Origin of the sequence: Nocardia abscessus NBRC 100374, from assembly GCF_000308455.1 — a bacterium.
Classification (GTDB): Bacteria; Actinomycetota; Actinomycetes; order Mycobacteriales; family Mycobacteriaceae; genus Nocardia; species Nocardia abscessus.
Map to the genome: position 1 here is coordinate 65,125 of NZ_BAFP01000071.1, position 14,562 is coordinate 79,686.

General features: G+C 69.6%; 13 protein-coding genes. 6 read left to right on the forward strand and 7 right to left on the reverse strand.

Features of this window, described 5'->3' with window-relative positions:
- Nucleotides 1–66 precede the first annotated feature (66 nt).
- Nucleotides 67–774, reverse strand: coding sequence for an SDR family NAD(P)-dependent oxidoreductase (locus ON19_RS14110; RefSeq protein ID WP_043691336.1), 708 nt, complete (start codon nt 772–774; stop codon nt 67–69).
- A 298-nt stretch (nt 775–1,072) separates the two neighbouring features.
- On the opposite strand from ON19_RS14110, the gene ON19_RS14115 reads away from it, so the two are divergent.
- The 4 genes from ON19_RS14115 to ON19_RS14130 all read left to right on the forward strand — a co-directional run bounded on the left by ON19_RS14115 (nt 1,073) and on the right by ON19_RS14130 (nt 6,177).
- Nucleotides 1,073–2,539 carry an aldehyde dehydrogenase family protein gene (locus ON19_RS14115; protein WP_083899364.1) on the forward strand — a complete coding sequence of 489 codons (1,467 nt, stop codon included), beginning with the start codon at nt 1,073–1,075 and terminating at the stop codon, nt 2,537–2,539.
- A gap of 76 nt (nt 2,540–2,615) precedes the next feature.
- Entirely contained in the window at nt 2,616–3,824 is a 1,209-nt protein-coding gene (locus ON19_RS14120) for a CaiB/BaiF CoA transferase family protein (RefSeq protein WP_043691544.1), read from the forward strand.
- A 20-nt stretch (nt 3,825–3,844) separates the two neighbouring features.
- Entirely contained in the window at nt 3,845–5,023 is a 1,179-nt protein-coding gene (locus tag ON19_RS14125; protein WP_043691338.1) for an OB-fold domain-containing protein, read from the forward strand.
- Entirely contained in the window at nt 5,020–6,177 is a 1,158-nt protein-coding gene (locus tag ON19_RS14130; RefSeq protein ID WP_043691341.1) for a thiolase C-terminal domain-containing protein, read from the forward strand. Before ON19_RS14125 ends, ON19_RS14130 begins: the two co-directional genes overlap by 4 nt.
- 70 nt (nt 6,178–6,247) lie before the next feature.
- Here ON19_RS14130 and ON19_RS14135 read toward each other — a convergent pair whose 3' ends face one another.
- Nucleotides 6,248–6,544, reverse strand: coding sequence for a DUF4286 family protein (locus tag ON19_RS14135; protein ID WP_051168851.1), 297 nt, complete (start codon nt 6,542–6,544; stop codon nt 6,248–6,250).
- 9 nt (nt 6,545–6,553) lie between these two features.
- Nucleotides 6,554–7,810: an amidohydrolase family protein gene (locus ON19_RS14140; protein ID WP_043691343.1), complete on the reverse strand. Its 1,257-nt coding sequence runs from the start codon at nt 7,808–7,810 to the stop codon at nt 6,554–6,556.
- A 362-nt stretch (nt 7,811–8,172) separates the two neighbouring features.
- Here ON19_RS14140 and ON19_RS14145 point away from each other — a divergent pair, with 362 nt between their 5' ends.
- Nucleotides 8,173–9,048, forward strand: coding sequence for a radical SAM protein (locus tag ON19_RS14145; RefSeq protein WP_051168852.1), 876 nt, complete (start codon nt 8,173–8,175; stop codon nt 9,046–9,048).
- A complete protein-coding gene (locus ON19_RS43130; RefSeq protein ID WP_051168853.1) occupies nt 9,045–10,007 on the forward strand; it encodes an adenylate/guanylate cyclase domain-containing protein in 963 nt (320 codons plus the stop codon). Before ON19_RS14145 ends, ON19_RS43130 begins: the two co-directional genes overlap by 4 nt.
- Here ON19_RS43130 and ON19_RS14155 read toward each other — a convergent pair.
- The 4 genes from ON19_RS14155 to ON19_RS14170 form a co-directional block, all read right to left on the reverse strand.
- Nucleotides 10,004–11,380, reverse strand: coding sequence for an amidohydrolase family protein (locus ON19_RS14155; protein WP_043691345.1), 1,377 nt, complete (start codon nt 11,378–11,380; stop codon nt 10,004–10,006). The two genes, ON19_RS43130 and ON19_RS14155, sit on opposite strands and share 4 nt — an antisense overlap.
- 7 nt (nt 11,381–11,387) lie before the next feature.
- Nucleotides 11,388–11,840 carry a MaoC family dehydratase gene (locus ON19_RS14160; protein WP_043691346.1) on the reverse strand — a complete coding sequence of 151 codons (453 nt, stop codon included), beginning with the start codon at nt 11,838–11,840 and terminating at the stop codon, nt 11,388–11,390.
- Nucleotides 11,841–11,906: 66 nt separating this feature from the next.
- Nucleotides 11,907–13,334: a FadD3 family acyl-CoA ligase gene (locus ON19_RS14165; RefSeq protein WP_043691349.1), complete on the reverse strand. Its 1,428-nt coding sequence runs from the start codon at nt 13,332–13,334 to the stop codon at nt 11,907–11,909.
- Nucleotides 13,331–14,527 carry an amidohydrolase family protein gene (locus tag ON19_RS14170; RefSeq protein WP_043691351.1) on the reverse strand — a complete coding sequence of 399 codons (1,197 nt, stop codon included), beginning with the start codon at nt 14,525–14,527 and terminating at the stop codon, nt 13,331–13,333. The genes ON19_RS14165 and ON19_RS14170 overlap by 4 nt, the downstream gene beginning before the upstream one ends.
- Nucleotides 14,528–14,562 lie beyond the last annotated feature (35 nt).

A 14,562-nucleotide genomic window follows, 5' to 3' on the forward strand; every position in this document is an offset into this window, starting at 1 on the left:
GGCCTTCCTTTCGATCCTGCTTCATTCGGGCTGCATCCGTCCCGCACGCTCGGTGCGCGACGGGTCTCAGGTGTTGCGTCCGCCGTTGACGCCGAGGATCTGGCCGGTGATGTAGCCGGCCTCCTCGGAGATGAGGAACGCGCAGGCGGCCGCGATGTCCTCGGGTGTGCCGACCCGGCGGACCGGAGTCCGCTGGATGTGGTCCTCGACGGTGCCGCCGAGCCGGCGGGCCTCCTCGTTCTTGCGCAGCATCGGGGTGTCGATGAACCCGGGCGGCACCGCGTTCACGGTGATGCCGGACGGGCCCAGTTCCAGCGCCAGCGCTTTGGTCAGGCCGTTGACCGCCGACTTGGCCGAGACGTAGTGCGTCATGAACGGCTGGCCCGAATGCGTGCTCGAGGAGGAGATGTTGACGATGCGCCCCCAGCCCGCCGCCAGCATGTCCGGCAGCACCGCTTGGACACAGTGGAAGACGCCGTTGAGGTTGACATCGATCACTCGCTGCCATTCCTCGAACGAGATGTTCTGGAAGCGTTTGAAACCGTCGACGCCCGCGGCGTTCACCAGCACGGTGACCGGGCCGAGCTTGCCGCGGATGGCGGTCAGCGCCTCGGCGATCTGCTCCGGTTCGGTGACGTCGGCGCGGTAGGCGAAGTCGTCGTCGGCGGGCGGATTGAGGTCCAGCGAGGCGACATGGAAACCGTTGCTGCGCAATCGTCGTGCGATCCCCAGCCCGATTCCGGACGCCCCTCCGGTGACCACTGCCGTCTTCACGCGTGCGACCCCTCTCCGGTACTCGAGCCGACCGGCGCCCGGCGCTCGCCCGGCTCGGTCGAGGCCGGGTGGCGTGTTGTGTCGACCACAAGAATCTCCCTTCCGAATGTGAGAACCGTACTCTCGTTCTGATCGGGTGCGCAAGAGCCGCGCTGCCGAGCGGCGGAGTCCGGCCTGGCGGGCTCGCGGCGGTGGGTGGTGCGGGCGCAGGTTGGCGATAGTGGCTGCATTTCGGTATGGCGAGTGTTAAATTCTCGGATATAGAGAATGTTATTTCCACATCCGGCGAGGAGACAGGATGTCAACGCAGGAACAAGCGGTAGCGGTGGCGCGGCGGCTGCTGATCGACGGACAGCTGGTCGAGACCGGGCGCACGCTCGCATCGCTCGATCCCGCCACCGGTGCGGTGTACGGCCACGCGCCGGAAGCCGGTGTGGCGGAGGTGGACGCGGCCGTCGCGGCGGCGCGGCGGGCGTTCGACACCACCGATTGGGCGACGAATCACCAGTTCCGGGCGCACTGCCTGAACCAGCTGTACCAAGCGCTGCGCGACAACGTGGAGGAACTGCGCGAGCTGACCATCGCGGAGGTCGGCGCGACGCGCACGCTCACTCACGGCAACCAGCTCGAGATCCCGTTCGAGATCGTGCGCTACTACGCGGGGCTGCTGGCGGACTACGCCTGGAGCGAAGACCTCGGCGTGGTCGAGATCCGCGGTCAGCAGCACCGGCGCTGGGTGGAGTTGGAAGCCGCCGGCGTGGTGGCCGCCATCGCCGCCTACAACTACCCGCATCAGCTGGCGCTGGCCAAGCTCGCGCCCTCGCTCGCCGCCGGATGCACCATCGTGCTCAAAGGCGCGCCCGACACTCCGCTGGCCACCTTGGCGCTGGGGGAGATCATCGCGCGGCACACCGACATCCCGGCCGGCGTGGTGAACGTCCTGGCTTCCTCCGATGTCGAGGTCGGCAAGCGGATGACCACCCACCCCGACGTCGACGTGGTGACCTTCACCGGGTCCACGCCGGTGGGCCGCCAGATCATGGCCGCCGCCAGCGGCACGCTCAAACGGGTGTTCCTGGAGCTGGGCGGCAAGTCCGCGATGATCCTGCTCGACGACGCCGACTACACGAAAGCCGCTCTGTTCGCGGCGTTCAGCGTGGTCACCCATGCCGGGCAGGGTTGCGCGCTGACCACCCGGGTGCTGGTGCCGCGGCAGGACCACGACAAGCTCGCCGAGCTGATCGCGGGCAACTTCGCCCACGTCACCCACGGCGACCCGAGCGATCCGAAAACCTATATGGGCCCGCTGATCAGTGAACGCCAGCGCGAGAAGGTGCACGGCATGGTGCAGCGCGCGGTGGCTGCGGGCGCCACCCTCGTCACCGGCGGCGAGAAGCTGAACCCGGGCTACTTCTACAAGCCCACCCTGCTGGCGAATGTCGACCCCGACAGCGAGATCGCGCAGGAGGAGGTGTTCGGGCCGGTGCTGACGCTCATTCCCTACACCGACGAGGAAGAGGCGGTCCGCATCGCGAACAACTCCATCTACGGCCTGTCCGGAGCGGTGTTCAGCGCCGACTCGGACCGGGCGAAGGCCGTCGCGCGCCGCGTCCGCACCGGCACCCTCAGTATCAACGGCGGCAACTACTTCCATCCCGACGCGCCGTTCGGCGGATACAAGCAGTCGGGCATCGGCCGGGAGATGGGCCGCGTCGGGCTGGAGGAATTCCTGGAGCGCAAGACCCTCGCGGAGGTGGTCGCGTGAGCCGGCGCCGGCGAGTGCACCGAGGGCACAGCGCGCACTCGTGCGCGCCGGGGCCGAGCACGGGCGAGGTGGTGTCGTGAGCAAGCCGCTGGAAGGCATCCGCGTGCTCGAAGTCGCGATGTACGGGTTCGTCCCGTCGGCGGGCGCCGTGCTCTCCGACTGGGGCGCCGACGTGGTCAAGGTCGAGCACGCCGTCACCGGTGACCCGCAGCGCGGCCTGCGGCAGGTCGGGGCGTTCAAGGTCGAAGGCAACCCGAATCCCAATGTCGAGCACGCCAATCGCGGCAAGCGCAGCATCGGCGTCGACATGTCGGTGGCCGAGGGCCGTGAGGTGATCTACGACCTGGCCCGTCGTGCGGACGTGTTCCTGACCAGCTTCCTGCCGCAGGCGCGCGCCAAGTTCGGCATCGACGTGGACGACATCCGCGCGGTGAACCCGGACATCGTCTACGCGCGGGGTAGCGCGCTGGGACCGCGCGGTGTCGAATCCGACCGGGGCGGCTACGACATGACCGCGTTCTGGTGCCGCGGCGGCATCGCGGCCACCATCACCCCGCCCGGCATCGAGGGCATGATCCAGCCGCCCGGCCCGGCGTTCGGCGACACCATCTCCGGCACGAATCTCGCCGGCGGGATCGCCGCCGCGCTGCTGAAACGGGAACGGACGGGACAACCTTCGGTGGTCGACGTCTCGCTGCTCGGCAGTGGGCTGTGGGCGATGGGCCACACCGTCGCGTTGTCGGCCAGCCAGGACAAACCGCTGGTGGCGCCGGTGCCGGGCGCCCACGGCGCGCCGACCAATCCGCTCTCGGGCCTCTACGCCACCGCCGACGACCGCTATCTGTCGTTCGTCATGCTGCAGCCCGCCAAGTTCTGGGCCGACGTCTGCCGCCACATCGACCGGCCGGAGTTGGCCGACGATCCGCGTTTCGCCGACGCCGGGCAGATCGCCGCGCACACCGCCGATGCGGTGCAGATCCTGCGCGAGGTGATCAAGGGACGCACCCTGGCGGAGTGGACCGAGCGCTTCGCCACCCTGGCCGGACCGTGGGCTCCGGTGCAGGACTCGTGGCAGGTGACGCAGGACGCGCAGATCAGGGCGAACGAATATCTGTTGCCCGCAGGCGAATTGGAGCTGGTGTCGAGCCCGGTGCAGTTCGACGTCGGCGCACCGGAACTGCGGCCCGGGCCCGAATTCGCCGCCCAGACCGAGGAGGTCCTGCTCGAACTCGGCCTGGATTGGGATCGCATCATCGCGCTGAAGGCCGCGGGCGCGGTCGCCTGAGCGTGGGAAAAGAGGGACCGATGCCGTACGTCGCATCGCTGGGCACGTATCTGCCCTGCTGGGGTAGCCAGCGCAGCCGGATTCCCGGTGACGACGAAGACGCCGTCACCCTGGCGGTGGAGGCGGGGCGTTCCGCTGTCGCCCTGGGCGAGCCGGTGGAACGGGTGGTGCTGGTCAGCCGGGACCTGCCGCTGGTGGAGGGCAGCAACGCCGCGGTGCTGCTGGCCGGCCTCGGCCTGGATCCCGAACTCGAGGTCATCGAGCGGCTCGGCGGCGCACCGGCGGCGCTGGACGCTCTGAGCTCGGCCCGCCCGCGCACCTTGGTGATCGGTGTCGACCTCGAACCGGCGGGTGCGGCGGCGGCCTGGGTCTCCGACCGCGACGGCCTGCAGGTGCGCACCGCGGCGCGGGTCACGCGCAGCCTGCCGGTGCGCACCCGCAACGCGCTCGGTGCGGTGCACGACTACGGCGATCCCCGGCTGCTGCACGAACGGGGGCTGGTCGCCTCGCTCTCGGCGGCTTGGCTGGACACCCCGGTCGCGGTGGCCGGCGTCGATTACAAGCAGGCCGCGGCGCTGTGCCTGGCCGCGCCACCGCAGTTGCCGACGCTTGGCGCCAGCGCGGGGCTTTTCGCACTCGCCGCGATGGCCGATTGGGGCGGGGCCGGGTTGCTGGTGGGAGTGGAACAGGCCAACCTGTCCGGGATCATGGTGGTCCCGGGCGCGGCACGGGTGCGGCGCAACGAACCGCCCGCGCGAGCGCTTCCGGAAGTCGTGTCCCTGCCCGGCGCGGACCTGCCGATCTCCCTGGCAGCGTACGAGCGCGCGTTCGAAGCCAAGGTCCGCTGGGAGGCGGGCAGGCACGGCGACAGCGCGGAGCTGGACTTCCCGCCCCGCTACCGGGTAGGCCCCGACGGCACACTCAGCACCGCTTACACCCTGGTGCCGCTGCCGCGGACCGGAAGCGTCTACGCCGAGACCACCGTGCGGATCCCGGTGCCGGGGCTGAAGAGCCCGTACTCGCTGGTGATCGTGGAGCTCGACGACGTCGGGGTCCGCGCGCTGGCCAAGGTCACCGGCGCCGACCCGGGCACGGTGGCCATCGGCGACCGCGGGCGCATGGTGCTGCGCCGGGTGGCGGTGCGCTCCGGCGTGCCCGATTACGGATACGCGTTCGAACCGGAACCGGAGGCGGCATGAGGAAAGTGGCCATTGTGGGCGCGGGGATGACGCCCTTCGCCGAACACTTCGCACTCGGCATCCAGGACCTGCTGCTCATGGCGTTCGCCGACTGCGCGGCCTCGGTCGACAAGGGTCTGCGCACGGCCGACCTGCAGGCCGCCTGGTTCGGCGCCATGGGCACCACCGGCGGTTTCCCGGCCGGGGTGCTGGCCGACGCGCTCGATCTACCGGACCTGCCCGTGACGCACATCGACAACTCCTGCGCCACCGGCAACGACGCGGTCCGCAACGCGCTGTTCGCCATCTCATCCGGCGCGGTCGACGTCGCGCTCGTGATCGGCGCGGACAAGCTGCGTGAGACGGCGCAGAAGGACCTGCTCCGCGCGTGGGAGACGCTGACCAGGGACAACGCCTGGGACTACCAGCTCGGCCTGTTCGCGCCCGCCGGTTTCGCGTTGCACGTCAACCGGTATCTGTACGAGTCGTCGGCGACGCGCGAACACCTGGCGATGGTGGCGGTGAAGAACCACCGGCACGGCGCACGCAACCCCAAGGCGCGGTTGCGGTTCGAGATCACGCTCGAGCAGGCGCTGGCCGCGCCGATCGTGGCCGACCCGTTCGGCGTGTACGACTGCGTCCCGCAGAGCGACGGCGCGGCGGCCCTGGTACTCGCCGCCGAGGACGTGGTGGACCGCTACACCGACAGCCCGGTGTGGATCCGCGGCGTCGGTCTCGGCTTGGATTCGGTGATGCACCAGCACAAGCGGGACCTGACCACCTTCCCCGCGACGGTGCGCGCGGCGCGCGCGGCGTTCGCGATGGCGGGGCTGGGCCCGCGCGACGTCGATGTCGCCGAGGTGCACGATTTCTTCACCGGCATCGAGCTGATCAGTTACGAGGACCTCGGTTTCGCCGAGCGCTTCGAGGCGCACAAGCTGGTCGAGGCCGGAGCCACGGCGGTCGGGGGCGTGCTGCCGGTCAATCCCAGTGGCGGGCTGAAGACGAAGGGGCATCCACCGGGTGCGACCGGCGTCGCGCAGTGCGTGGAGCTGTTCGAGCAGCTGCGCGGCCACGCGGTCAACCAGGTGGACGGCGCGCGAATCGGGTTGGCGCACAACCTCGGCGGGCCGACCGCGGTGTCGGCGGTGACGATTCTCGAAGGGCCGCACTGAGGCGCGCCGCGGCAGCGGACAGCCCCGGTGCGCAACGGTCTCGGCCGTTGCGCACCGGGGCTGTCGTCGCTCAGATCGGTTCCCAGACGGTGATCCTGGTGCGGGCCGGGTCGGCGGCCGGGGTGACGGCCATGCGTCCGTCGGCGGCCCGCTCGCCGAGTTCCGCGAGCACGGTGCGGACGTCGCCGTCGATGTCGTACACCGCGAGGTAGCGCGCCTCTCCTTCGCCACCCCGGAGCAACCGGTGGCGGGTGCACGACAGGACGCCGGGCACGGCGAGCATCTCGGGGATGTGCGTCCCGGCGTACCACTCGTTGTACTCGGCGTCCATTCCGTCACGCGGAGTGGAGAAGATCAGCAGCCGCACTCCGCCGCCTCAGCTCGCGCGCTGGGCGTAGGCCGCCGCGTAATCCTTGCGCGACGTGGTCGAGGTGTCGACGTCGGTCGCGTTCGCCCGCAGCGCCCCCACGGTCGCCTGCTCCTTCGGGATGTGCGCGAACGGGTCCCAATTGAAGTGGCGGGTGGCGTTCTCCCAGGTGATCTTGTGGATGTCGGTGTCGTCGGCCCCGGCGGCCTGCAGCTCCCCGAGCACGAACTCGGGGGCATCGGGCCAGATCGAGTCCGAGTGCGGGTAGTCGCACTCCCACGCGATGTTGTCGATGCCGATGTCGTGGCGGAACTTCAGCGCGGTCTTGTCGGTGACGTAGCAGGCGAGCACGTGCTCGCGGAATACCTCGCTGGGCAGCTTGCCGCCGAAGTCGCGGCGCAGCCAGCGCTGATTGGTGTAGTGCCGGTCGGAGCGGTCCAGGAAGAACGGGATCCAGCCGACACCGCCCTCCGACAGCGCGACCTTCAGTTTCGGGTAGCTGCGGAACGCGGGGCCCCACAACAGATCCTGGGCCGCGATCAGCGAGATGCTCGGCGCCAGCACCATCAGGTTGTCGATGGGCGCGTCCGGCGCCAGCCGCAGCACGCCGAAGCCTTGGCCGATATGCAGGTTCATCACCGTCTCGTTGTCCGACAGGGCCTGGAAGACCGGCGCCCAGTAGTCGAGATCGTGGTAGCTGGGCAGGCCGTCGATGTGCGGCAGCTCAGGCATCGTCACCGAGTGGCAGCCCCTGGCGGCCAGCCGCTCGATCTCGGCGACCGCCAGCGCCGGGTCCCACATCGGCAGGATTCCGATCGGAATGAACCGGCCCGGGTAGGCGCCCGCCCAGTCCTCGATGTGCCAGTCGTTGTACGCCGAGATCATCGCGACGGTGATCTCGTCCTGGCCGCCGCGGCTGAGATGTCCCGCGCTGAAGCCGGTGAACGTGGGGAAGCACATGGAGGCGAGGACGCCGTTGGCGTCCATGTCGCGGACGCGGTCGTGCACGTCGTAGACCGCGGGCCGCATCTCGGCGTATCCGGCCGGGTCCCTGCCCCATTCCTCGGCGGGCCAGGTGACGACGGCGTTGAGACCGGCCACACCGGTGGGCCGGTCCCGGTACACCCACTGGTCGATGCCGTTGTCGTCCGCGACGACCTTCGGTGCGAGATCGGCCCACTTCTTCGGAACGTGGCCGTCGAACATGTCGAGCGGCTCGACCACATGGTCGTCGATGCTCACCAGGATCATGTCGTCGATGTTCACGTGACTCCTCGCTGTTCGTGCGCTGCGCCGGGTCTGCGCCCTGGCGATCCGAGACGATAAATCTTCAATGAAGAGAATGCCGCTCTCATAGCTGCAATAGACGATACACCCACGGTTGGGGCCGGGTCGACACTCCATCGGTGCGGCAGCGTTCGGTCTCCGTCGCCCGCGAGCCTTGTTGTGACGGTAAAATGAAACTATCCTAAAAAGAGAATTACATTTCCGCACGCGATCGCCCATGGACCCGCAATCCCAGGAGGTCCCCGAATGAACGACAACCACCGCACCGCAGCGGCACCACGGGAGCCGCTTGCGACGGCCGGGCGGGCAGCATCCGGGATGCGTCGGCCCCGGAGGCCGGCATGAGCGCGCCGCACCCCCTGGTCGAGGACGCGCGGCGCGGACCCGTGCCCGGCATCCGCCTGGCCTGGGAGCTGACCGGTGGCCGTGATCTGCCCGGCGAGCGCGGCCGGACCGGCGGGTTCCCACGCGACCCGCGCGAACTCGGGACGTCGGAGTGCTTCGCGCTGCTGGACGAATTCGAGTCGATACGAGTATCGGCCGTCGAGATCGGCGGTGGCGAACCCACCGCGCGGGACGATTTCTGGCAGATCGCCGCCTACGCGAGCGCGCGGGGGATCGGTGTCGAATTCACCACGGACGGAATCCGCATCACCCCGGACGCGGCGCGGCGGATCGCACGCGACGGCTCGATCCTGGTGCGGATCCGTTTGGACGGCGCCACAGCGGCGGCCGACGACGCGGTGCGCGGCGCGGGGTCCTACCGCGCGGCGGTGCGCGCCATGGAACTGCTGTCCTCCAGCGGTGTCTACGAATTCGAACTCTCGGTCGCCGTGACCCGGCACAACGTGGCGCGCCTGGACGCCTTCGCGACCATCGCGGCGGTCTTCGGTGCGCGACTGCGACTGACCCGCCCGTGGCACGCGAGGTGGGATCCGGACTCGAACCCGACCGCCGAGCAACAGCGCGGGCTCCGGGAATGGTTGCGTGAGCGCGGAGACCAGGTGCGTGCCGAGTCTTCGGTCTGCCCTGGCGGCGCCGCAACGGTGGTGGGCCGCATCGACGCGATCGGCGAGGTGTTCGCGTGCACCGACCATGGCGAGCTTGCGGCCGGGAACGTCCGCGCCCCGGGCGGATTCGGCGCCATCTGGCGCGACCGGCTGACCTCGGCGGCCGAGCGCGTCACGCCGGTGGCCATCGGGCGCCCACCGCCGTGACCGGCTCGCCGGAATCCCGGCCCGGGCGATCGCCTTCGGCGCTGGGATTCGGAGAGACCCGCTGCTTCACCGCGGACGAGGCGGCGGACGCCGCGGGGGTGCCGCGGGCGCGGGCGCGGCGCTACTGGCGCGCGCTCGGCTACTCGACGGCGGAGGAGGGAGCCGTGGACTTCAGCGCCTCCGACGCGGACCTCGTGCGCCTGCTCACCGGCTATGTGGACGTGGGGATGGTGAACGAGGCCGAGGCGCTGCATCTGAGCGGCGTGCTGGCCCGTTCCATCGGCCAGCTGGCCCGGTTGCAGGTGGAGATCGTGGCCGGGCAGATGCAGCGGGCGCCCGAGACGGTCGACACCGCCTCCGCGCTCGCGCGACGGCTACCGGAGGTGCAATGGCTTCTCGGTCAGCTGTGGCGCCGAAGGCTGGAAGACGCGATGCATCTGCTGGACCTCGATTCCGACGCGCCGGCCGGCCGCGACGCCGGCGTCGGATTCGCCGACGTCATCGGGTTCACCGAGCTGAGCCGGGACCGTCGAGCCGCCGACCTGCTGCGAGTGGTGGCGCGCTTCGAACACCGCTGCATCGACGTCGTCGCCGAATGCGGCGGCAGCGTCGTGAAACTGCTCGGCGACGAGATCCTGTTCACCGCGGACTCCGCGCTCGTCACCGCGGAGATCGCCACCCGGCTGGCACGCGCCTTCGCCGCCGACCCCGATATCCCCGGGCTGCGGGTCGGCGCGGCATGGGGGCCGCTGATCCACCAGCTGGGCGACGTCTTCGGCACCACTGTCAACCTGGCCAGCCGCCTCACCGCCCTGGCGCGGCCGGACACCGCTCTGATCGCGCCGGCGTTGGCCGCGGAACTGGACGGGCATCCCGAATTCCGGCTCATCCCCTCGGAATCGGCGGACATCCGCGGGATCGGCACGTTGACCCCGGTACTGCTGAGCCGTGCGGACTAGCCGATCGCCACATGCACAGGGGTGCCGTCCACGATCGTGGCCGCGACGAGGTCCCGGTCCGGGACGGTGACCTCCTGCGGCGGCACGCGGAGCAGGGTCAGGTCGGCGACCTCCCCGGCGGCGATGCCGCGTGGCACGTTCGGCCGGGCGAGGTGTCCGGCGAACAAGGCGAGTGCGGCAGCCAGCGACAACCGCTCCGAGCCCGGCTCGCGCTGGATGGCCGCGCGCACCACCCGCCACGGGTCCGGGTCGCCGAACGGAGCGTCGGTTCCCGCCGCGACACCGACTCCCGCGGCCTGCAGGGAGCCGAGCCGCCACAGGTCGCACCGGTCCTCGGCCGCCACCTCGCGGGCGTACTGCTCGGCCCGCTCCACCGGGAAATGCGGTTGGGTTATCACCGGAATCCTGTTGCGGCGCAACCATTCCATGCTGTCGGCAGGCACCATCGCGCCGTGCTCGATCCGGTCACCGGCCAGCACTCCGGCCTCATCGATGGCGGCGATGGTCAGGATCAGCTGCACCCGGGTCACGCAGTGCACCGCGACGGGTCTGCCCGCCAGATGTGCTGCCCGGACGAGTGCGACGAATTCCGGCAGCGGGGGAAGCGTGGTGTCGTCGAGCAGGATTTTGGTAGGCCCCAGCGAGAATCGCGGCTGCCCGGGATCGGTCACGCCGGGCGGCGCCATGCAGTGCACGCGCTGCCGGATCGTCCCGGCCGCCACCGCCTCGCCGAGGGCATCGACGTCGTCCTGGGACAATCCCGGCGTGGCGTCGGTGTAACCGGTGACGCCTGCCGCTGCGGCTGGAGCGCTGATCAGCGCCGGATCGGCCGTGGTGGCCCGCACGCGGGTGCCGAGCCAGGAGTCCAACCGCCACAGCCGCCCGTTCGCCGCACCGTGCGGGTCGCGCTCCACGCCTGCAAGCGCGCAGGCATTCGCCCCTGTCTCCTGACAGCCGCGGGAGTTCAGCACCCACAGCGCACCGGACCGGTGCTGGATCCGCACCGGACGATCCGGGACCAAGTGGTCGAGCACAGCGCGGTCGAGCGGACCCGCGACACTCTCGTGGTAGCCGACACCGCGAATCCACTGTCCCGCCGGCAGTTCGGCGTCCGCCCGGCGCAGCGCCGCGGCGAACTCGGTGGCGTCGCGCACTCCGGGCGGGCCGACCGGCACCGACCCGGCCTGCGCGGCGAGCGCCCGCAGATGGATGTGGTGGTCGTGCAGTCCGGGCAGCAACCATCCGCCGCGGGCGTCCAGGTCGTCCTCACCGGGCAGCGGACGCAACCCCGTGGCGCACTCGACGATGCGCCCGCCGCGCCATCGCACGTCGGTGTGCGGGCTACCGGGCAGCGAGGCGTTGCGAATCAGCATGTGCCGCTCAGGCCAGGTACCTGACCACGTGCTCGGCGACGCAGGCCGGCTTGTCCGCGCCCTCGGCGATGATCTCCACGGTGCGTTCGGCCTGGACCCCGCCGGGCACATCGGTGACGGCGGTGAGGGTGACGGTGCCGCGCACCCGGCTGCCGACCAGGACGGGACTGACGAAGCGCACCTTGTTCAGCCCGTAGTTGATCGCCATCCGGGCCGACCGCACGGTCATCAGCTGCTGGCTGATCGGGGCGAGCAGCGCGAGAGTGAGGAACCCGTGCGCGATGGTGGCCCCGTACGGGCCGTCGGCGGCGCGGTCGGGGTCGACGTGGATCCACTGGTGGTCGCCGGTCGCCTCGGCGAACAGATCGATGCGCCGCTGCTCGATCTCGATCCACTCGCCGGGCCCGAGCACGGTGCCCACCGCGGCGCGCAAGGCGTCGAAATCATGGAACTCGGTCATGCGGCATCCCTTCGACGATCGACGTGAGCACGATATCCGGCGCGTGAACCTTCGGCCTCGCCGCCGTTACCGCAGTTGGTTCTTCATCACCTTGCCGGTCGCGTTCAGCGGCAGTGCGCGCAGAAAGCACACCGAGCGCGGAACCTTGTAGCCCGCCATCCGCTCCCGGCTCCAGGCGATCAGCTCGTCTTCGGTGACCGGGTTCTTGGTCACCACGAAGGCCCGGCCGACCTGTCCGAGCCGTTCGTCCGGGACACCGATGACGGCGACCTGCGCGACCGCGGGATGTTCCAGCAGAAATCCTTCTATCTCGGCCGGATACGCGTTGAACCCACCCACGATGAACATGTCCTTCTTGCGGCCGATGATGCGCAGCCTGCCGTCGGGATCGAGACTGCCGAGATCGCCGGTGTGCAGCCAGCCGTCGGCGTCGATCGCCTCGGCCGTCGCCTGCGGGTCGTCCAGGTAGCCCTGCATCACGCTGTAGCCGCGAACGAGAACCTCACCGTCATCGGCGATGCGGATCTCGATACCGTCGCAAGCCTGTCCGACGGTCGTCGCGATCTGCTCGAAGGTGTCCCCGGGCCGCGACGCGGTGGCGGTGCCCGCCTCGGTCAACCCGTATCCGGTCATGATCGACTGGAACGGAAGTTCCTCGCGCACCCGGCGGATGAGTTCGACCGGGATGTCGGCCGCTCCGGTGACCGCGGCGCGCAACGACGACAGATCGTGCTCGCCCGCGGCCTCCAGCAGCGAGTGGTAGAGGGTCGGCGGGCCGGGCAGCATCGTGATCCGCTCCCGCGCCACCAGTTCCAGCACCCGATCGACGTCGAACACCGGCACCGGAAGGATCGTCGCGCCACGGATGAGCGACGCGACGAGACCCGCTTTGTATCCGAAGGTGTGGAAGAACGGGTTGACGATCAGATAGCGGTCGCCCTCCCGCAGATCCGCCAGATCGCACCACTCCGCGTAGAGCCGCAGCGTCTGCGCGTGATTCATCATCACGCCCTTGGGACGCCCGGTGGTGCCGGAGGTGTAGATGATGTCGGCGATGTCGGTGCCTGCCACGCTCCGCTCGAACGGCGCGCCGCTGTCCAGGAAATCCGACTTCAGATCGATCACCGGCACCTCGGCGGCGCCGGTGTAGTCGACGCCGAGGAAGCCCTGCTGGACGAGCACCGCTTTGGCGCCGCTGCGGCGGATGACGTCGCCGGCTTCCTCCGCCTTGAACCGGGTGTTCACCGGCACCAGCACGCCGCCCGCGGTGAGCAGGCCGAATGCCGCGACGATCCACTCGGCCGAATTCGGCGCCCAGATCGCCGCCCGGTCGCCCTTCTCGATTCCCGCCGCGGCGAACGCCCCCGCTGCCCGGCGTACCCGGTCGGCGAGTTCGGCGAAGCTCCACCGCAGGTCCCCGTCGACGACCGCTTCGGCATCACCGAAGCGGTCGGCCGTCGTCAGGACCATCTGCGGGATGGTCTGCCAAGTCATACTTTCAGCAGCCGCGCCAGGTTTCCGCCCATGATCTTGGCCTGGTTCTCCAGCGGCATGTCCTTGATCTCGTGGATGTAGCGCGCCGGCTCGGCCAAGCCCTCCGGATGCGGCCAGTCGGAGCCGAACAGCACGTGATCGGCGCCGATGACGCTGGACAGCCGTTCCAGATCCTCTTCCCAGAACGGGCTGACGTACAGGCTCTGCTTGATGGCCTCGATCGGGTCGCGGAACCCGAAGCCCTCCGGCGCCTTCTTGTAGACGTCGGAAAGCTGCTGCAGCAGCGGCTCCAGCCAGGCGGAGCCGTTCTCGATGACGGCGATCTTCAGCTCCGGGAAGCGGTTGAGCGCGCCGTGGCAGACCCAGGACGCCACCGCGTCGGTGACCGGACGCCACTGGTTGGTCATCGCGAAGGTGTTGGTCTTGAACGGCAGCATCTCGAGCGAGCTGCCCTCCCATTCGGCGTCGAAGCGCGAGTAGCCGCTGTCCGAGGAGTGCATGGTGACCAGCACGTCGAGTTCGACGACCCGCTTCCAGAACGGATCGAACTCCGGCAGTGCGAACGAGCGCATGCCCTTGAAGCCGGGCACCGGAGCCGGGCGGATCAGGATCGCCTTGGCGCCGTGCTCGACCACGCACCAGTTCAGCTCCTCGATCGCCTTCTCGACGATCGGCAGGGTGACCACCGGGACGGTGAAGATCCGGTCGGAGTGCACGAAGTTGCCGTCTTGGCCCCAGGTCTCGAGCATCCACTGGTTCAGCGAGTGGATCACCGCGTGGATCAGCTCGGGATGGTTGCGCATGCGCTCCTCGACCAAACTGGCCAGGGTCGGGAACATCAGCGCGCGCTGCAGCTGCAGCTCGTCCATGACCTTCAGGCGTTCCACCGGGTCGCGGAAGGCCTGGATGGCGCGCATCGGCTCACCGAAGATCTCGCGCCTGCTCTTGCCCTCGGGATTGCCGTGCTTGAAGTACTCCTCCATGGCGCCGGGCCGGGCCACGACGTCGAAGGTGGGATTGGGGATGTACTCGCTGATCTGGCCGAGAACCGCGATCTTGGTGCGCCCGTTGATCTCGACGTACTGGATCGTCCCCGCGTACTCCTTGGGCAGGTACTTGGTGAGAGCGTCCTTGGTCTCGTACAGGTGGTTGTCGGCGTCGAAGAGCTGATAGGGCAGCTCGACTTTGGTCATGGAATCCTCCTTGGCGAATAATGAGAATGTTATTC

Coding starts and splice junctions, on each gene's coding strand:
- ON19_RS14130 (WP_043691341.1), top strand. CDS start 5,020: ATGAGGAAAGTGGCCATTGTGGGCGCGGGGATGACGCCCTTCGCCGAA.
- ON19_RS14125 (WP_043691338.1), top strand. CDS start 3,845: ATGCCGTACGTCGCATCGCTGGGCACGTATCTGCCCTGCTGGGGTAGC.
- ON19_RS14115 (WP_083899364.1), top strand. CDS start 1,073: ATGTCAACGCAGGAACAAGCGGTAGCGGTGGCGCGGCGGCTGCTGATC.
- ON19_RS14160 (WP_043691346.1), bottom strand. CDS start 11,840: ATGACCGAGTTCCATGATTTCGACGCCTTGCGCGCCGCGGTGGGCACC.
- ON19_RS14145 (WP_051168852.1), top strand. CDS start 8,173: ATGAGCGCGCCGCACCCCCTGGTCGAGGACGCGCGGCGCGGACCCGTG.
- ON19_RS14155 (WP_043691345.1), bottom strand. CDS start 11,380: ATGCTGATTCGCAACGCCTCGCTGCCCGGTAGCCCGCACACCGACGTG.
- ON19_RS14170 (WP_043691351.1), bottom strand. CDS start 14,527: ATGACCAAAGTCGAGCTGCCCTATCAGCTCTTCGACGCCGACAACCAC.
- ON19_RS14165 (WP_043691349.1), bottom strand. CDS start 13,334: ATGACTTGGCAGACCATCCCGCAGATGGTCCTGACGACGGCCGACCGC.